This is a genomic window from Serratia sp. CY37869 (assembly GCF_052168895.1).
Taxonomy (GTDB): domain Bacteria; phylum Pseudomonadota; class Gammaproteobacteria; order Enterobacterales; family Enterobacteriaceae; genus Serratia; species Serratia ureilytica.
In genome coordinates this window covers 340603-358072 of record NZ_JBJNLU010000002.1, presented here as the reverse complement: position 1 = coordinate 358072, position 17470 = coordinate 340603, and the positions used below count along the sequence as shown (strand labels likewise).

15 protein-coding genes are annotated in these 17470 nt (G+C 61.1%); 8 read left to right on the top strand and 7 right to left on the bottom strand.

All coding sequences use genetic code 11. The annotated features are described in order from the left end of the window. Positions 1–10: 10 nt before the first annotated feature. The 4 genes from kdpB to kdpE all read left to right on the top strand — a co-directional run bounded on the left by kdpB (position 11) and on the right by kdpE (position 6144). Entirely contained in the window at positions 11–2080 is a 2070-nt protein-coding gene (gene kdpB / locus ACJ8J1_RS11940) for a potassium-transporting ATPase subunit KdpB (RefSeq protein ID WP_033642184.1), read from the top strand. A gap of 18 nt (positions 2081–2098) precedes the next feature. After that, on the top strand, positions 2099–2668 hold the full coding sequence (kdpC, locus tag ACJ8J1_RS11935; RefSeq protein ID WP_033642183.1) for a potassium-transporting ATPase subunit KdpC: 570 nt from the start codon (positions 2099–2101) through the stop codon (positions 2666–2668). A gap of 73 nt (positions 2669–2741) precedes the next feature. Beyond that, entirely contained in the window at positions 2742–5438 is a 2697-nt protein-coding gene (gene kdpD, locus ACJ8J1_RS11930) for a two-component system sensor histidine kinase KdpD (protein ID WP_033642182.1), read from the top strand. A gap of 16 nt (positions 5439–5454) precedes the next feature. Beyond that, positions 5455–6144 (top strand): two-component system response regulator KdpE, encoded by a 690-nt coding sequence (gene kdpE / locus ACJ8J1_RS11925; RefSeq protein ID WP_019454051.1) that lies wholly within the window; start codon positions 5455–5457, stop codon positions 6142–6144. Positions 6145–6171: 27 nt separating this feature from the next. Here kdpE and ACJ8J1_RS11920 read toward each other — a convergent pair whose 3' ends face one another. From ACJ8J1_RS11920 to seqA, 4 genes are all read right to left on the bottom strand, one after another. Continuing rightward, the gene (locus tag ACJ8J1_RS11920; RefSeq protein WP_033642181.1) at positions 6172–6471 is read right to left on the bottom strand and encodes a DUF3861 domain-containing protein; all 300 of its coding nucleotides are present in this window, start codon (positions 6469–6471) and stop codon (positions 6172–6174) included. Beyond that, the gene (locus ACJ8J1_RS11915) at positions 6471–7109 is read right to left on the bottom strand and encodes a PadR family transcriptional regulator (RefSeq protein WP_033642180.1); all 639 of its coding nucleotides are present in this window, start codon (positions 7107–7109) and stop codon (positions 6471–6473) included. The genes ACJ8J1_RS11920 and ACJ8J1_RS11915 overlap by 1 nt, the downstream gene beginning before the upstream one ends. A gap of 191 nt (positions 7110–7300) precedes the next feature. Then, positions 7301–8944, bottom strand: a complete 1644-nt coding sequence (gene pgm, locus ACJ8J1_RS11910) for a phosphoglucomutase (alpha-D-glucose-1,6-bisphosphate-dependent) (RefSeq protein WP_033638690.1) — start codon at positions 8942–8944, stop codon at positions 7301–7303. A 77-nt stretch (positions 8945–9021) separates the two neighbouring features. After that, positions 9022–9564, bottom strand: coding sequence for a replication initiation negative regulator SeqA (gene seqA, locus ACJ8J1_RS11905; protein WP_033651164.1), 543 nt, complete (start codon positions 9562–9564; stop codon positions 9022–9024). 224 nt (positions 9565–9788) lie between these two features. On the opposite strand from seqA, the gene ybfF reads away from it, so the two are divergent. From ybfF to fur, 4 genes are all read left to right on the top strand, one after another. Next, the gene (gene ybfF / locus ACJ8J1_RS11900) at positions 9789–10562 is read left to right on the top strand and encodes an esterase (RefSeq protein WP_080273370.1); all 774 of its coding nucleotides are present in this window, start codon (positions 9789–9791) and stop codon (positions 10560–10562) included. Between the two features lie 256 nt (positions 10563–10818). Then, positions 10819–11106, top strand: coding sequence for a LexA regulated protein (gene ybfE, locus ACJ8J1_RS11895; protein ID WP_004939936.1), 288 nt, complete (start codon positions 10819–10821; stop codon positions 11104–11106). A gap of 263 nt (positions 11107–11369) precedes the next feature. After that, positions 11370–11909, top strand: coding sequence for a flavodoxin FldA (fldA, locus tag ACJ8J1_RS11890; RefSeq protein ID WP_004939938.1), 540 nt, complete (start codon positions 11370–11372; stop codon positions 11907–11909). Between the two features lie 329 nt (positions 11910–12238). Beyond that, on the top strand, positions 12239–12685 hold the full coding sequence (gene fur / locus ACJ8J1_RS11885) for a ferric iron uptake transcriptional regulator (RefSeq protein ID WP_019454058.1): 447 nt from the start codon (positions 12239–12241) through the stop codon (positions 12683–12685). Positions 12686–12934: 249 nt separating this feature from the next. On the opposite strand, the gene ACJ8J1_RS11880 is transcribed toward fur, so the two are convergent. The 3 genes from ACJ8J1_RS11880 to chiP are packed head-to-tail and all read right to left on the bottom strand — an operon-like array spanning position 12935 to position 17381. Then, positions 12935–15592: a beta-N-acetylhexosaminidase gene (locus tag ACJ8J1_RS11880; RefSeq protein WP_033642178.1), complete on the bottom strand. Its 2658-nt coding sequence runs from the start codon at positions 15590–15592 to the stop codon at positions 12935–12937. Positions 15593–15605: 13 nt separating this feature from the next. Continuing rightward, positions 15606–15932: a ChiQ/YbfN family lipoprotein gene (gene chiQ / locus ACJ8J1_RS11875; protein WP_033642177.1), complete on the bottom strand. Its 327-nt coding sequence runs from the start codon at positions 15930–15932 to the stop codon at positions 15606–15608. 45 nt (positions 15933–15977) lie between these two features. Beyond that, positions 15978–17381 (bottom strand): chitoporin ChiP, encoded by a 1404-nt coding sequence (gene chiP / locus ACJ8J1_RS11870; RefSeq protein ID WP_033642176.1) that lies wholly within the window; start codon positions 17379–17381, stop codon positions 15978–15980. Positions 17382–17470 lie beyond the last annotated feature (89 nt).

Sequence of the window (17470 nt, the reverse complement as noted above, 5' to 3'; positions counted from 1 at the left end):
AGAATAAGAGATGACTCGCAAACAACGCGCGCTGTTTGAACCGGCTCTGGTGCGCACCGCGCTGATCGATGCGGTGAAAAAACTGGACCCTCGCGTTCAATGGCGCAACCCGGTGATGTTCGTGGTGTATATCGGCAGCCTGCTGACCACCGCCATCTGGCTGGCGATCCTCGCCGGCCAAACCGACGGCGCCGCCGCCTTTACCGGCAGCGTCTCCCTGTGGTTGTGGTTCACCGTGCTGTTCGCCAACTTCGCAGAGGCGCTGGCCGAAGGCCGCAGCAAGGCCCAGGCGGAAAGCCTGAAAGGCACCAAGAAAACCAGCTGGGCGAAAAAACTGGCCGGCCCGCGCCGCGACGGCGCCACGGAGAAAGTGGCCGCCGAGAGTCTGCGCAAAGGCGATATCGTGCTGGTGGAAGCCGGCGACACCATTCCGTGCGACGGCGAAGTGCTGGAGGGCGGCGCCTCGGTGGATGAAAGCGCCATCACCGGGGAATCCGCCCCGGTGATCCGCGAATCCGGCGGGGACTTCTCCTCGGTCACCGGCGGCACCCGCGTGCTGTCCGACTGGCTGGTGGTGCAGTGCAGCGTCAACCCGGGGGAAACCTTCCTCGATCGCATGATCGCCATGGTGGAAGGCGCTAAACGCCGCAAAACGCCGAACGAAATCGCGCTGACCATCCTGCTGGTGGCGCTGACCATCGTGTTCGTGTTGGCCACCGCCACCCTGTTCCCGTTCTCGCAATACAGCGTCGAGGCGGCCGGCAGCGGCAGCGTGGTCACCATCACCGTGCTGGTCGCGCTGCTGGTTTGCCTGATCCCCACCACCATCGGCGGTCTGCTGTCCGCCATCGGCGTGGCCGGGATGAGCCGCATGCTCGGCGCCAACGTGATCGCCACCAGCGGCCGCGCGGTGGAAGCCGCCGGCGACGTGGACGTGCTGCTGCTGGATAAAACCGGCACCATTACGCTGGGCAACCGTCAGGCGTCGGAGTTCCTGCCGGCGCCGGGCGTGAAAGAACAAGAGCTGGCGGACGCCGCGCAGCTGGCTTCGCTGGCGGACGAAACGCCGGAAGGCCGCAGCATCGTGGTGCTGGCCAAACAGCGCTTTAACCTGCGCGAGCGCGATCTGCAGGCGCTGAACGCCACCTTCGTGCCCTTCTCCGCCCAGACTCGCATGAGCGGCGTCAACGTGCAGGAGCGCATGATCCGCAAAGGCGCGGTGGACGCCATTCGCCGTCACGTCGAAACCAATCAGGGGCACTTCCCGCGGGCGGTGGACGATCTGGTGGAAAGCGTGGCGCGCACCGGCGGCACGCCGCTGGTGGTGGCGGAAGGCGCCCGGGTGCTGGGCGTGGTGGCGTTGAAGGATATCGTCAAGGGCGGCATCAAAGAACGCTTCAATGAGCTGCGCAAGATGGGCATCAAAACGGTGATGATCACCGGCGATAACCCGCTGACCGCGGCGGCGATCGCCGCCGAAGCCGGGGTGGACGACTTCCTGTCGGAAGCCACGCCGGAAGCCAAGCTGGCGCTGATCCGCCAGTATCAGGCGGAAGGCCGTCTGGTGGCGATGACCGGCGACGGCACCAACGACGCCCCGGCGCTGGCGCAGGCCGATGTGGCGGTGGCGATGAACTCCGGCACCCAGGCCGCCAAAGAGGCGGGCAACATGGTCGATCTGGATTCCAACCCGACCAAGCTGATCGAAGTGGTACATATCGGCAAACAGATGCTGATGACGCGCGGTTCGCTGACCACCTTCAGCATCGCCAACGACGTGGCCAAGTACTTCGCCATCATTCCGGCGGCGTTCGCGGCCACCTATCCGCAGCTGAACGCGCTGAACGTGATGCACCTGCACTCCCCCGCCTCCGCCATCATGTCGGCGGTGATCTTCAACGCCCTGGTGATCGTGTTTCTGATCCCGCTGGCGCTGAAAGGGGTGAGCTACAAACCGATGAGCGCCGCGGCTCTGCTGCGCCGCAACCTGTGGCTGTACGGGGTCGGCGGTCTGCTGGTGCCGTTCGTCGGCATCAAACTGATCGACCTGATCCTGGTCGCGCTGCACGTCGCCGGTTAACCATTGAGGGAAAAGAACATGACATATTTACGACCTGCGCTGGTGATGTTGATCCTGCTGACGCTGCTCACCGGCATCGCCTATCCGCTGCTGACCACCGGGCTGGCGCAGCTGCTGTTTTCGGGCGCGGCCAACGGTTCGCTGCTGTACCAGGGCGACAAGGCGGTCGGCTCCGCGCTGATTGGCCAGAACTTCACGCGCGCCGACTATTTCTGGGGCCGCCCGTCGGCGACCGGCGATTCAGCCTATAATCCACAGGCCTCCGCCGGCAGCAACCTGGCGGCCACCAACCCGGCGCTGGATAAGGTTATCGCCGAACGCGCGGCGCAGCTGCGCCAGGCCAATCCGGCCATGAGCGGCCCGATCCCGGTGGATCTGCTGACCGCCTCCGGCAGCGGGCTGGATCCGCAGATCTCGACCGCTGCGGCGCGGTATCAGCTGGCGCGGGTCGCGGCGGCACGTCATCTGCCGCCGGAACAGGTCGCCAAACTGATCGAAGACAACACCGATCGGGCCACGCCCAACTTCATGGGCGAATCGGTGGTCAACGTGTTGAAGCTGAACCTGGCGCTGGATGCGTTGAAGTAACGCACCGTATTCAGCATAGTGATAGGGTTCGGCGTGCCGAACCCCTTTTTGCTTGGTAACACAAGGAATTGTCATGGTCGAAGAAGAACAGCAGCGTCCCGATCCCGATAGCCTGCTGGCGCTGGCCAATGAAAAACCGCGCGGCCGGTTGAAGGTATTCTTCGGCGCCTGCGCCGGCGTAGGCAAAACCTACGCCATGCTGCAGGAGGCCCAGCGTTTGCGCGCACAGGGGCTGGATGTGCTGGTCGGCGTGGTGGAAACCCACGGCCGCAGCGAGACCGCCGCCCTGCTCGACGGCCTGGCGCTGTTGCCGCAAAAGCGCATCCAGCATCGCGGGCGACTGGTGCAGGAATTCGACCTCGACGCCGCGTTGGCGCGCCATCCGGCGCTGATCCTGATGGACGAACTGGCGCACAGCAACGCCCACGGTTCGCGCCACCCCAAACGCTGGCAGGATGTGGAAGAGCTGCTGGACGCCGGCATCGACGTGCTGACTACCGTCAACGTACAACATTTGGAAAGTCTGAACGACGTGGTGGGCGGCGTGACCGGCGTGCGGGTGCGCGAAACGGTGCCCGACCACGTGTTTGACGAGGCCAGCGAAGTGGTGCTGGTCGATCTGCCGCCGGACGATCTGCGCCGACGGCTGCACGAAGGCAAAGTGTATATTCCCGGTCAGGCCGAGCGCGCCATCGAGCATTTTTTCCGTAAAGGCAACCTGATCGCCCTGCGCGAGTTGGCGCTGCGCCGCACCGCCGATCGGGTCGATGACCAGATGCGCGAGTTTCGCGACACCCAGGGGCGCGAGAAAGTGTGGCACACCCGCGACAGCATTCTGCTGTGCGTCGGCCACAACAGCGGCAACGAAAAGCTGGTGCGCATCGCCGCCCGGCTGGCGGCGCGGCTCGGCTGCCACTGGCATGCGGTCTACGTGGAAACCCCCAAGCTGCACCGGCTGCCGGAAAACCAGCGCCGCGCCATTCTGCGCGCGCTGCGGCTGGCGCAGGAGCTGGGCGCCGAAACCGCCACCCTGGCCGATCCGTCCGAAGAGCGCGCAGTGCTGCGCTACGCCCGCGAGCATAACCTCGGCAAAATCATCATCGGCCGCCGCAGCGAGCAGCGCTGGAAGCTGCGCGGCAGTTTCGCCGATCGCCTCGGCCGGCTGGGTCCGGATCTCGATCTGGTGATCGTCGCGCTGGACAGCGACGCCGCACAGCCGCCGCCGGGCAAGGAGCACGACGGCCGCAGCTTCAATGAGAAATGGCGCATGCAGCTGCGCGGCTGCGCGGTGGCGGTGGCGCTGTGCGCGCTGATCACCCTGCTCTCGCAGTGGCTGCTGCCGGGCTTCGATCAGGCCAACCTGGTGATGGTCTACCTGCTCGGCGTGGCGATCGTCGCGCTGTTCTTCGGCCGCTGGCCATCGGTGCTGGCGGCGGTGATCAACGTCGCCAGTTTCGATCTGTTCTTCGTTCAGCCCGAATGGTCGTTCGCCGTCAGCGATATGCAGTATCTGCTGACCTTCGGCGTGATGCTCGCCGTCGGCATCATCATCGGCAACCTGACCGCCGGGGTGCGTTATCAGGCCCGGGTGGCGCGCTATCGCGAGCAGCGGGCGCGCCATCTGTACGAAATGTCACGCGGGCTGAGCCGCGCGCTGACCGTGGCCGACATCGCCAACACCAGCCGTCATTTCCTCTCCAGCAGCTTCCAGGCGAAAACCGTGCTGCTGCTGCCGCAGGAAGACGGCCGGCTGCAGCAAATGATCGGCGAGGAAGGCGGGCTGCTGTCGGTAGACGAAGCCATCGCGCGCTGGAGTTTCGATAAAGGCTTGCCGGCCGGCGCCGGCACAGACACCCTGCCCGGCGTGCCTTACCAACTGCTGCCGCTCAATACCCCCAAACAGACCTTCGGCCTGTTGGCGATCGAACCCAACAACCTGCGCCAGCTGATGGTGCCGGAACAACAGCGGCTGCTGCAAACCTTCGCAGTGCTGATCGCCAGCGCGCTGGAACGGCTGCACCTGGCGCGCAGCGCCGAAGAAGCCAAGCTGGACGCCGAACGCGAACAGCTGCGCAACTCGCTGCTGGCGGCGCTGTCGCACGATCTGCGCACCCCGCTGACCGTGTTGTTCGGCCAGGCGGAAATTCTCACGCTGGACCTGGCGGCCGAAGGTTCCAATCACGCCACCCAGGCCAGCCAGATCCGCCAGCAGGTGCTGAGCACCACCCGGCTGGTGAACAACCTGCTGGATATGGCGCGCATCCAGTCCGGCGGTTTCAGCCTGCGTAAAGAGTGGCAGTCGCTGGAAGAGATCGTCGGCGCTTCGCTGCACATGCTGGAGCCGCTGCTCAGCCAGCATCCGATCGAGGTCGATCTGCCGCCGGAACAGATCCTGGTCAACTGCGACGGCAGCCTGCTGGAACGGGTGTTCACCAACCTGTTGGAAAACGCCAATAAATACGCCGGCGCCGAGGCCACCATCGGCATTCGCGCCCGCACGCTGCCCGAGTGGCTGGAAGTCGAGGTCTGGGATAACGGCCCCGGCATCCCCGCCGATCAGCTGCAGCTGATTTTCGACAAGTTTTCACGCGGCAATAAAGAGTCGGCGATCCCTGGCGTCGGCTTGGGGTTAGCGATTTGTCGTGCCATTATTGAAGTGCATGACGGCCGCATCTGGGCGGAAAACGGCGCCAACGGCGGCGCCAGCTTCCGCTTCGTGCTGCCGCTGGAAAAACCGCCCGAGATCGACGGCGACGCCTTCGATCTGTAATCAACGCAGGGGAAACGTGAGCATAACGCCAACCAACATTCTGATTGTTGAAGATGAAAAAGAGATCCGCCGCTTCGTGCGCACCGCGCTGGAGAGCGAAGGCCTGCGGGTGTTTGAAAGTGAAACCCTGCAACGCGGGCTGATTGAGGCCGGTACGCGCAAACCGGATCTGATCATCCTGGATTTGGGCTTACCGGATGGCGACGGGCTGAGCTACATCCGCGATCTGCGGCAGTGGAGCGCCATTCCGGTGATCGTGCTGTCGGCGCGCAACGCCGAAGAGGACAAAATCGCCGCGCTGGACGCCGGCGCCGACGACTATCTCAGCAAACCGTTCGGCATCGGCGAACTGTTGGCGCGGGTGCGGGTCGCGCTGCGCCGCCACTCCGCCAGCCAGCAGGAAAGCCCGCTGGTGAGCTTTTCGGAAATCACCGTCGATCTGGTCAACCGCCGGGTGCTACGCAACGACGAAGATCTGCATCTGACGCCGATCGAGTTTCGTCTGTTGGCGGAGCTGCTGGCCAACGCCGGCAAGGTGATCACCCAACGCCAGCTGTTGAGCCACGTCTGGGGGCCGAACTACGTGGAGCACAGCCACTATCTGCGCATCTACATGGGCCATTTGCGGCAGAAGCTCGAAGCCGATCCGGCCCGGCCCAAACACCTGCTGACCGAAACCGGCGTCGGCTATCGCTTCATGCCTTAACCCCGGAGGGCGCGGTTTGCCGCGCCTTTACGCCGCCGGGCCCTTCTTCAATCCGACCATAAACTCCTTAAACGCCTCGCGCAGCGGAGCGAACACCGGGTGTTTGCGGTTTTCGATCATCACTTCGGAGAACAGCTTCAACCCCACGGCAAAAGCCGCGCTCTGCTCGGGGCCGAAGTTCAGATCGTCACGCGCCCGAATGCGCTCGACGATCTCGAGAATATCGTCGTGGTTGCTCACCTCAAAACTCAGCGGCGCTTTCTCGACGGGATTGCCCTGGCGATCGCTCAGGGCTTCAACGGTAATGTTAAAACGGTGGCCGGGCATCAGTTCTTCTCCTGTTGCGAAGGTTGAATCTGCATTTCGCTTTCGATCGCCGCCACGGCGGTCAGCAACGCGGCGTTGATGCGCTCCACCTGCTGCGGCGTAAGATCGGCGCGCATCACGTTGCCGCGCAGCAGGCTGCGCAGACGGTTCATGGCGTCGTAGATGCCTTCCGCCAGGTTGCCGTGCCGATGACGCTCGCGGCCGGCGCCCGCCAGACGCGCCAGAATGACCTCAACCACCTGTTGATGCTTTTGCAGCTCGCCCTCGCCCGCCGCGGTGATGCGGTAGCTTTTGCGGCCGTTGCCGGTGGTGAGCGGTTCGAGGAAGTCCTGCTCTTCCAGCAGCGTCAGCGTGGGGTAAATCACCCCCGGGCTCGGCACGTACAGGCCGGATGACGCTTCCTCGATCGCCTTGATCAATTCGTACCCGTGGCTGGGCTTGCGCGCCACCAGCGCCAGCAGTACCAGGCGCAGATCGCCGTGTTCGAACAGACGATGACGCCCGCCCCGGCCGCCGCGCCCACCCCGGCCGTGCTCTTCGCCTTCGCCGCCGAAGTGATGACGCCCGCCGCGATGACGACGGCCCTCTTCGCATTCATGGTGATGATGATGCCGGTGTAAACCTAATCGATGAAACATAAGGTGAGACCTCGCTTTAGTTGGGAACATCAATACGAGGTTGTTTAGATATATCTAAACAGCATCGATAGCGCTAATCTAGATCGATATATCTAAATGCGCAAGTGCGTGCCGTGAAAAAGATATATCTAAATAGCGCCCATAAAAAAAGCGCTGTAAAAACAGCGCTTTTTATCAATCAAGAAAAGTGATTACTTGGCGGAAGCCAGCACTTCGCTGACGATCTCGACCGCTTCGTGCTCAATCTTCTCGCGGTGCTCCGCCCCGAGGAAGCTCTCGCAGTAGATCTTGTAAGCCTCTTCGGTGCCGGAAGGACGAGCCGCGAACCAACCGTTGTCGGTCATCACTTTCAGGCCGCCGATCGACGCGCCGTTGCCCGGCGCTGCGGTCAGACGTGCGGTGATCGGGTCCCCGCCCAGCGTACTGGCCTTGACCATCTCCGGCGACAGCTTGGACAGCGCCGCTTTCTGTGCATGGGTTGCCGGCGCCTGGATGCGGTTGTAGCTTGGCGCGCCGAAGCGCTTGGCCAGATCGTCATAGTGATGCTGCGGGTTCTCACCGGTTACCGCGGTGATTTCAGCCGCCAGCAGGCACATGATGATGCCGTCTTTGTCGGTCGACCACGGCTGGCCGTTGAAGCGCAGGAACGAAGCCCCGGCGCTCTCTTCGCCGCCAAAGCCCAGGCTGCCGTCGAACAGACCGTCCACGAACCACTTGAAGCCGACCGGCACTTCCACCAGCTTGCGGCCCAGATCGGCCACCACGCGATCGATCATCGCGCTGGACACCAGCGTTTTACCCACCGCAACATCGGCGCCCCACTGCGGGCGATGCTGGAACAGGTAGTTGATGGCTACCGCCAGATAGTGGTTCGGGTTCATCAGACCCTTCGGCGTGACGATGCCGTGGCGGTCGTAATCCGGATCGTTGGCGAACGCCAAATCGAATTTGTCGCGCAGCGCCAGCAGGCCGGCCATCGCCGACTCCGACGAGCAGTCCATGCGGATGATGCCGTCGTGATCCAGGTGCATAAAGCGGAACGTCTGATCGATGGAATCGTTCACCAGCGTCAGATCCAGCTTGTAGTGTTCCGCCACCCGCTGCCAATAGGCGATGCCGGAACCGCCGAGCGGATCCACGCCCAGCTTCAGGCCGGCGCGTTGGATGGCCGGCATGTCGACCACCTCCACCAGCCCTTCGACGTAAGGCTGCACCAAATCTTTGGCGTGCAGGTGGCCGCTGTTCCAGGCCTTGTCCAGCGACTGACGCTGCACGCCTTTCAGCTGCTGCGCCAGCAGTTCGTTGGCGCGCTTTTCGATCACCGACGTCAGGTTGGTGTCAGCCGGGCCGCCGTTCGGCGGATTGTATTTGATGCCGCCGTCTTCCGGCGGGTTGTGGGACGGCGTAATGACGATGCCGTCGGCCTGCGCGCCGCCGCGGCGGTTGTGGCACAGAATGGCGTGCGATACCGCCGGCGTTGGCGTGAAGCCGTTGTTTTCCTGCACGATCACATCGACGCCGTTGGCGGTCAGCACTTCCAGCACGGAAATGAAGGCCGGCTCGGACAGTGCATGGGTGTCTTTGCCCACGTAGCACGGGCCGGTAGTGCCTTGCTGATGACGAACTTCGGCGATCGCCTGAGCGATGGCGAGGATGTGCGCTTCGTTGAAGCTGTGGCGCTGCGCGCTGCCGCGGTGGCCGGAGGTGCCAAACTTCACCGCATGTGCGGCATTGCCGGCTTCCGGTTGCAGCACATAGTACTGCGACGTCAGCTGGGCTACGTTGATCAGATCGCTTTGACGGGCGGGCTGCCCGGCACGTGGATTATTCGCCATCGACATATCTCCCTCATCCCTGTCGGTGACCGGGCAAATACGTCGCGCACGGCCATCATGACGGGCTGTTCGCTAAATTAGACGGTACCGCAAACTTTCTCGATCAGTTCCGCCGGGAACTGCATCGCCTGCATGATGTGTTCGATCATGCTGCGTTTGCGGCCGGTATTGGTATTGGTGATCACCCAGTAAGGGGTGCCCGGCACATGCTTCGGCTTGGTATGCGTGCCGTTGGCCAGCAGGGTCTGCTGATCGCCGGCGAAATAGGTGCGGGTACGGCCGGTCAACGCCTCGGTGGCGGCGGCAAAACCGGCGGCATCGAGGGTGTACAGCGTGGACAGCACCAGCATGAAACGGTTGACCGCTTTGTTCTGCTCGGCGTATTCATCCGACAGCAGCAGTTCACGCACGGCGCGTACGCGATCGCGCGGGCGCTGAACCGGCGCCGCTTTTTCCGCTTCGACGGACGGCGACGCACTGGCGGCAGGCAACGCGCGCACCGGCTGACCGGCGGTGAATTTCAACATGCGGCGTAAAATATCGGACGCGCTTTCACCGATGTGTTGCGTGTGGCTGGCAATATAACGGTAAAGCTCTTCGTCGACTTCAATAGTTTTCATCTTTATCCAATACTGTTTTTTCTACTTAGAACCTGAAGCCAGATCCTGCATTCAAGCCATGGGATTATAAGGTTAAAAGCGCTGGGGCGAACACAACAATGTGCCTCCGGACGGCAAATGCAGACTAATACCTATAGCCGGCACTGCCAAGCCCGCGCCGCGAAAATTCCGCATGATTCATCGTGCGATTCAATCATGATACCCTAATCTGAATCTCTCTCAGTATGAACTTCGCCATGAAATTACATTATCAACTGCTGGCCGCCGAGTCAGACGCGCTGCCGGTGCTGCTGATCCACGGGCTGTTCGGCAATCTGGACAACCTGGGCGTGCTGGCGCGCGATCTGCATCAGCGTCACAGCGTAATTAAGGTCGATCTGCGCAACCACGGCCTCTCCCCGCGCGCCGACGAGATGAACTACCCCGCGATGGCGCAGGATCTGCTGGAGCTGCTCGACGAACTGCGGCTTGAGAAAGCGATCGTCATCGGCCATTCGATGGGCGGCAAAGCGGCGATGGCGCTGACCGCCATCGCGCCCGAGCGCGTCGCCAAGCTGATCGTCATCGACGTCGCGCCGGTGAATTACCAGACCCGACGTCACGACGAGATTTTCGCCGCCCTGAAGGCCGTCAGCGCCGCCGGCATCACCCAGCGCCAGGCCGCCGCCCAGCTGATGCGCGATTACCTGCAGGAAGAAGGCGTGATCCAGTTCCTGCTGAAGTCCTTCCATAACGGCGAATGGCGCTTCAACCTGCCGGTGCTGATTGAGCGCTATGATGACATCACCGGCTGGCAGGACGTGCCGGCCTGGCCGCACCCGACCCTGTTCATTCGCGGCGGCCTGTCGCCGTACGTGCAGGACAGCTACCGTGCGGACATCGCCCGCCAGTTCCCGCAGGCCCGCGCGCACGTTGTTGCCGGCACCGGCCATTGGGTGCATGCCGAAAAACCGGAGGCGGTGCTGCGTGCCATCCACCGTTTCCTCGACGAAGCCTGAAAAATACGCTCACCTGGCGAAAAAACGCGCTAAAGATAACGGCTTAGCGCGTTTAGCCCGCAGTTAGGCATTGTCGCCGCTCCATCTGCTGGGGTAATATGGCGCGCTATAATTTTGCCGCCGCGCCAGCGCGTTCGCGAACGCCGGGTCGGGGGTGAATTTGGGTTAGGGTTTATTGGCCCGAAGTGTGTTAACCGATGCCTCCGGAAGCGTGCGAGCGCTTTTTGATGCAAACTCCCTTGCAGTACCGCTACCTATGGCAAAAGAACAAACGGATCGCACGACGCTGGATCTGTTCGCAGATGAACGCCGTCCGGGGCGCCCGAAAACCAACCCGCTTTCCCGCGATGAACAGCTTAGAATCAATAAGCGCAATCAGTTACGGCGCGATAAAGTGCGTGGATTGCGGCGCGTAGAGCTGAAAATCAACGCGGATGCGGTGGACGCCCTGAACAAACTGGCGGAACAGCGCAACATCAGCCGCAGCGAACTCATCGAGCAGATGCTGTTGGCGCAACTGGCGGAAGAACAGCCGGAACATTGATCTCTTCGGCCGCACGCGCGGCGCGGCGTTAAGGACAACGCCGGATCGACACGCTTTTCTTCATCTCCGGCATCGCATAAATGCGATAAAACCCCGGCGCCACTTTCTGGCATGATACGCATTTACCGGTAAGAGACTGCGCCTGTCGGCGCCCGCCCCCCGCGGCGAACGGCTCTTGCCATGGCATCATTTTAATCGGCGTCAGCGGCGGCAGTGCTGGCATCGAGTAATGCAATTACTTGAATTTAAAGGTTATACGCGATATGGCTACTGTAGGCATTTTCTTTGGCAGCGACACTGGCAATACCGAAAACATTGCCAAAATGATCCAGAAAATTCTCCAGAAACAGTTTGGCGACGACGTCTCTGAAGTGCATGACATCGCTAAAAGCAGCAAAGAAGACCTGGAAGGGTTCGATATCCTGCTGCTGGGTATCCCGACCTGGTACTACGGTGAAGCGCAGTGTGACTGGGACGATTTCTTCCCGACGCTGGAAGAAGTCGATTTCAACGGCAAACTGGTGGCGCTGTTCGGCTGCGGCGACCAGGAAGACTACGCGGAATATTTCTGTGACGCGATGGGCACCATCCGCGACATCATCGAACCGCGCGGCGCGGCCATCGTGGGCCACTGGCCGACCAAAGGCTACCACTTCGAAGCCTCCAAAGGCCTGGCGGACGACAACCACTTCATCGGTCTGGCGATCGACGAAGACCGTCAGCCGGAGCTGACCAACGAGCGTGTCGACGCCTGGGTCAAACAGATCGTCGAAGAGCTGAGCCTGGCCGATATCGTCGGCTAAACGCCGGGACTGGCGAAAGGTTGAACAAAGGCCCTGTAAAGTGCATAGTGTGCCGACAGGGCCGTCATCGGCAACAGGGATTGCTGCGATAGAAGCTACAGATTTGTAACTTCCCACCCCGTCACGGTAGACTGAGATATCGGTTTATCCCATCCATCAAGGCGTTGCATGCAAAACATGCAATAGTGCAATTATATCTTTGTTAACAACCGGCGGTTTCCATTTAGTACAACCGGTTCTATAATGAGACGCATTAACTCTTTGTGCCGACCGATGCCACAGGCGAGTACGCCTCAACTTGATTAGCATAGTAACAGGACTGAATTCGCATGACCGACAACAACATCGCATTGAAGAAGGCCGGCTTAAAAGTCACGCTTCCGCGACTCAAAATCCTGGAAGTACTGCAAAATCCGGAATGCCATCACGTCAGTGCGGAAGATTTGTACAAAAAACTGATTGATATGGGCGAAGAGATCGGGCTGGCGACGGTTTATCGCGTACTGAACCAGTTTGACGATGCGGGCATTGTGACACGTCACAATTTCGAAGGCGGCAAGTCCGTGTTCGAGCTGACCCAACAGCATCACCACGATCACCTGATTTGCCTGGATTGCGGCAAAGTGATCGAATTCAGCGACGAATCCATCGAAGTGCGCCAGCGTGACATCGCCAAGCAGCACGGCATCAAGCTCACCAACCACAGTCTGTACCTGTACGGCCACTGTGAAACCGGTGACTGTCGCGAAGACGAAACGCTGCACGACAAGAAATAAGCCCTGACCGGCTATGAAAAACCGCCTCACCTTGAGGCGGTTTTTTTATGCCCGCCATGCAGCAGACAAAAAAATCCCCGGACCAGCCGGGGAAAATCATGTCATGAAATACCACAATTGCAGCGGCACTGCGACTCCACGTACTACTCTCACTACAACGTCCGCCCTGCGCCGACACGCGCGGGCGAACGCATTCCCCCTTCGTTATGATGCGGCCCGCCGCCAAAACTGCGGGCCGCACCGCCCTTCTTAGACCTTCTCGGCGCGGCTGTAGCGTTTGCCGTCCGGGCTGACCGAGCGCACCTGTACTTCGCCGGAAACCGCAGGTTTAGCCTTGGCATCATAGCGCTGCCACTGCTTACCGCCGTCGGTGGAGTACTCGATGCCCAACCCCGGCAGCGCGATATTCGCCTCCAGCTTGCCGCCCGCCACGCGAGCGCCCGGCACCGGCAGACGATAAGCCACGCCGCCTTTGTCCAGCTTGGCCAGTTCACGCTGGCCCAGAATATTGGCGAAGCGCAGCCAATCTTTCTCCAGCGTCTTGGTATCGACAAAGTGGGTTTCCCCGCCTTTGTATTCGCGGCCGGCGCGATAGTCCTGCTCCCAACCGGCGCGATGCCAGGCGCGCTCCGCCACCGACAGCGCGCGTGGGAAGATCATGTATTCCATCTGCGGGTCGGTGCGCTGGGTTTCGCTCCACAGCTGAGCGGAAAGTCCATATGCCCCCGGCCACGGCTTGTCGCTCTTGGCGTTGAAGTGGTTGCCGTCTCGGTCAACCGAGGTTTCCGCGTTCTGCGGCATGTTGTCCGGCGCGAAGCTGAACACCTTGCGCTCGTCGCTGAAGCGGGTGCCCCAGTAGTAACCGCGCTCGTCCGGGTTCACCTCGTAGGGGAAGTCCATATAGACGTAGTCCGGGTTGGAGACCACCACTTCATACCCTTTGTTGGCCCAATCGTTGACGCTGTCGAAACCGCCCCAGTACAGGGTGTCCCAGAAGTTGACCCCCACGCGCGAGGTGGCGAACGCCTTCGAACTCTCGGCGTCCTTCAGGCCGTCTTGCCAGGCCTGCATTCTGTCGATGCCGTGCGCCTTCACCAGCTTGCTGACCTCTTGGCCGAAGTAGCTCGGCAGGTGCTCCATGTCGGCCACTTTGCCCTCTTTGATCATCACCTGGCACACCTGAGACTTGGCCCACGGCTTGTCTTCATTGCTCTGGTCAATGATGCCTTTACCCGGTTCCGGTTTCGCCTTGTCGGTGTAGCCGGCGCCCAGGCGGATGTTTTTCGCTTCGTCGCCGCCAAAGTGCCAGGTCTTAATCGGCTGGCCGGCTTCTTTATGCATCTGGGCAATCTCGCCAATCACCTTGTCGACAAAGCGCTGGGAGGAATCCAGGCACGGGTTCAGGTAACTCTGACGGTTAAAGAACTGCACGGAGGTGGTATTGGAGGTATCGGTCGGATCCACCAGGCGGAACTCGTTGGCCTCCTGCTCTTTGCCGGCGGCATGCAGTTTCTTGTAGCGCGCTTCCATCGAGACCACCGCCGCGCGGGCGTGCGCCGGCATGTCGATCTCCGGGATCACCTCAATCTGGCGCGCCTGGGCGTATTTGATGATGTCGATGTAGTCCTGACGAGTGAAGAAACCGCCGTAGACATCCGGCCCCTGGCCGTACTGCGGCAGCAGGCAGGTGGTTTCGCTCAGATCGTGGCAGCGCTGGCCGCCGACTTCCGTCAACTCAGGCAAGCCGGGAATTTCGATTCGCCAACCTTCGTCATCGCTCAGGTGGAAGTGGAATTTGTTGAGCTTGTAAGCCGCCATCTGATCCAGCAGGCGCAGCACCGCATCCTTCTTATGGAAGTTGCGCGCCACGTCGAGGAAAATGCCGCGATACTGGAAGCGCGGCGCATCGCTGGCGTCGAGCGTGGCGATCTTGCCGCTGCCGTCGGTCGGCACTAACGACAGGATAGACTGCAACCCGTAGAACACCCCGGCCTGATCGAAGCCGATCACCCGCGCCTCTTTCTTGCCGATCTTCAGCTCATAAGCGCCCGGCACCGCCATCGCGCCTTTAAACTTGCCCGGCTGGATGTCGGTCTTGATCGGGTAACCGTTGGCCTGAACCGGCACGCCCAGCAGCGCGAAGCGCTGGTTGACGACATCCGCCGCCGGCTTGACCAACGTGCTCAGATCCGGCGATACCCCTTTGCGCAGATCGGCGTCCTGCGCGTGCACTTTCACCTGCATCGGCGTCGGCACGATCTGGCCGCGCAGCGCGCCGGCGGGCAGCGTCTGCAGATCGGCGTTGCTGACAAAACGCGAAGCCGGCGTCATCAGAATATTTTTGTCGTCCTTGGTGCGCTTCCACTGATCGCCGGTAAACGGCGCCACAAACTGATCCAGATTTTCGGTGTCGGTATTCGCCAGCATTTTCGGCTTGGCGTCGCCGGACGTGGCATACCAGCGGGGCAGGAAGTCGTTTCTGAACAGCTGCCAGTATTCGGCGACCACCGGGATTTCCACCGCCTTACCGGCCGGGAAACTGCTGAATTTGGCGGTCGGCTCCAGCTTGTACAGATCGCCGGTGAGGTGAGCGATCTTGAACTGATCGTTGTCTACCCGCAGAGTCTGGCGCGGGCTGTGGAAATAAATGATCCAGTCTTTGCCGTCGATCGCCTGCCCGTCGTTGCTCAGGGTGAACAACACCCGGTTGCATGAGGCCCAGTCGGCGCCCAGCGCCGCGCAATCCACGCCGTTTTCCCCGGCGCGGTTATCCAGCATTTTCACGTTCAGCTTCAGTTGGCTCAGCTGATCCACCAGCTGTTGATCGGCCATGGCGCTCCCCATGCCGCCCAGGAATCCCATCGTTGCCGTCAAGGCGGCCAGTGCGCTCAGTTTGAATGCGTTCATCTTCTCGTCCTTCTTAATTATTGTTATCGCGAATTTCTTGCCACAGCTTGCCGCACTTGGCGTCGTAAGCCTGACCGTTGCCGCTGTGAACCGCCATAATGCAGTTCTGATAATCCATCACCCGTACCGTTTCCTGCACAGCGAACTGCTGGTGCTGTTTCTCTTGTTTCAGCACATTCAGCACCGCCTTGCACGGCTGCAGACGCTCCGGCGAGCCTTCCGCGGTATTGATGCAGGCGCTGTAAGCCTGTTTCAACCTGGCGTCTTCCGGCGGCGCGGCGGGTTGCGCACAGGCGCTCAGGGCCGCAGCGGCCGCCAACATCAGCATGATTTTTTTCATCGTTGAATTCCCTTAACTGCCCCGGCGGCAAGGCCGGGGAACGCATCAGAAGATGGTGAATGGCGCGATGACCATGAACTTGACGTCTTTCTCGTCCTGGAAGATGTTGCCGTAACCGCCGCCCCAGCTCGGAATGTTGGTGTGGTTGTCATACTGGGTGTAATGCAGCTTGAGCAGCGTGCCCTTGGCTCGCCCTTCCTGGATGGTGTACATCGCGTCCAGACTCCAGGCGCTCTCTTTCAGGCGCTGGCTCTGATCGTAGATCGGGTTGGTGCTCGGCTTGGCGTCCCACGCGTAAACGTAAGAGCCGCCGACCGCCATGCCCGGCAGGTTCCAGTTGCTGAGGTCATACATCACGCCGGCATACACCGCTTTTTCGCCGTTGGCGTTAAAGTCGGAGCGGTTATCCCACCACACGTCCAGGCGACCGTTTGACGAGGCGTAGGTCGGGGTCATACGTTGCAGGAAGAAGCCCTGATTGCCTTCCGCCTTGACCATGGTGCCTTCCAGACGCCAGTTGAACTGGCCGGTGGTGTAACCGAAGGTCAACGCCTGCAGCCAGGCCAGGCCGTCATAAATGCTGTTCGGATCGTTCTTGTTGCTGATGCGGTCTTCCGCGCCATAGAACTGGTAACTGGTGGTCAGCGGGTTGCCCAGCAGATCGAATTTGTAAGACGCCTTGGTGAAGTACTGATTCACGTACCCCTGGGCCTGGCCGTAAGCGGCTTCCAGCACCAGATCGTTTTTGAAATCGTACTTGGCGCCCAGCGAGTGCAGGTAGGAGACACGGGTTTTCTTATCGTTCTGGCGGAAGTCGTCCATCTCGATATGCCACGGCGCTTTGTATTTGTCGGCCCACATGTAGGAGAAGCTCAACGCGCCGGCATCGCCGTAGTCGAACTTGGCGCCGGCTTCAGCCCCCTGATAAGTGCCCGGCATAAAGCTCCAGTGCGGCGCCAGCAGGGTTTGGCCGCTCGGCTGAATATAGCCGGCGCGCGCCCAGACCGGGCCGTATTTGAATTTGGCGGCGGCTTTGTACAGGCTGATACCGCCTTTATCACCGGAGTAGTCTTCGTCGTAGGTACGGTTCTTCGAGGAGAACGCGATTTCGTTCGGGTGACCGCTGGCGCTGGATTCAGCCAGTTCGATGGCGGTAAAAGTGCCGACATCCAGACCGAACATGTCCCAGGCGTAGCCCGACGCGAAATCCAGGCTCAGGTTGGCGGTAGAGTGGGACAGGTTGGTGGTGTATTGATTGTAATCCTTGCTGTCCGGATTGAGATCTTTACGGTCACGCTCACGTTGCCAGTAATAAATGCCGCCGGTCAGCGTGGAATCCTCGATAAACCCTGCGGCTTTCGCCTCAGGCGCCATGGCAAACCCTGTTCCCAACAGCGCGCCCGCGACTGCGAGCGCCAGCGTTTTACGCTGAGCACCGTGCGTACCCATATTGAAATTCCTCTTTGACTTAACTTAAAAGTTGCAGCCGCCTGTGTTCACCACTGCCCTGCACGACTGCCAATAAAAAACCCGAACGG

Excerpts from the sequence above, each read along its gene's own strand:
- kdpD (WP_033642182.1), top strand. The coding sequence starts at position 2,742 with ATGGTCGAAGAAGAACAGCAGCGTCCCGATCCCGATAGCCTGCTGGCG.
- ACJ8J1_RS11915 (WP_033642180.1), bottom strand. The coding sequence starts at position 7,109 with ATGTTTCATCGATTAGGTTTACACCGGCATCATCATCACCATGAATGC.
- fldA (WP_004939938.1), top strand. The coding sequence starts at position 11,370 with ATGGCTACTGTAGGCATTTTCTTTGGCAGCGACACTGGCAATACCGAA.
- kdpB (WP_033642184.1), top strand. The coding sequence starts at position 11 with ATGACTCGCAAACAACGCGCGCTGTTTGAACCGGCTCTGGTGCGCACC.
- pgm (WP_033638690.1), bottom strand. The coding sequence starts at position 8,944 with ATGGCGAATAATCCACGTGCCGGGCAGCCCGCCCGTCAAAGCGATCTG.
- ACJ8J1_RS11920 (WP_033642181.1), bottom strand. The coding sequence starts at position 6,471 with ATGCCCGGCCACCGTTTTAACATTACCGTTGAAGCCCTGAGCGATCGC.
- ACJ8J1_RS11880 (WP_033642178.1), bottom strand. The coding sequence starts at position 15,592 with ATGAACGCATTCAAACTGAGCGCACTGGCCGCCTTGACGGCAACGATG.
- fur (WP_019454058.1), top strand. The coding sequence starts at position 12,239 with ATGACCGACAACAACATCGCATTGAAGAAGGCCGGCTTAAAAGTCACG.
- chiQ (WP_033642177.1), bottom strand. The coding sequence starts at position 15,932 with ATGAAAAAAATCATGCTGATGTTGGCGGCCGCTGCGGCCCTGAGCGCC.
- ybfE (WP_004939936.1), top strand. The coding sequence starts at position 10,819 with ATGGCAAAAGAACAAACGGATCGCACGACGCTGGATCTGTTCGCAGAT.
- seqA (WP_033651164.1), bottom strand. The coding sequence starts at position 9,564 with ATGAAAACTATTGAAGTCGACGAAGAGCTTTACCGTTATATTGCCAGC.
- kdpC (WP_033642183.1), top strand. The coding sequence starts at position 2,099 with ATGACATATTTACGACCTGCGCTGGTGATGTTGATCCTGCTGACGCTG.
- ybfF (WP_080273370.1), top strand. The coding sequence starts at position 9,789 with ATGAACTTCGCCATGAAATTACATTATCAACTGCTGGCCGCCGAGTCA.
- chiP (WP_033642176.1), bottom strand. The coding sequence starts at position 17,381 with ATGGGTACGCACGGTGCTCAGCGTAAAACGCTGGCGCTCGCAGTCGCG.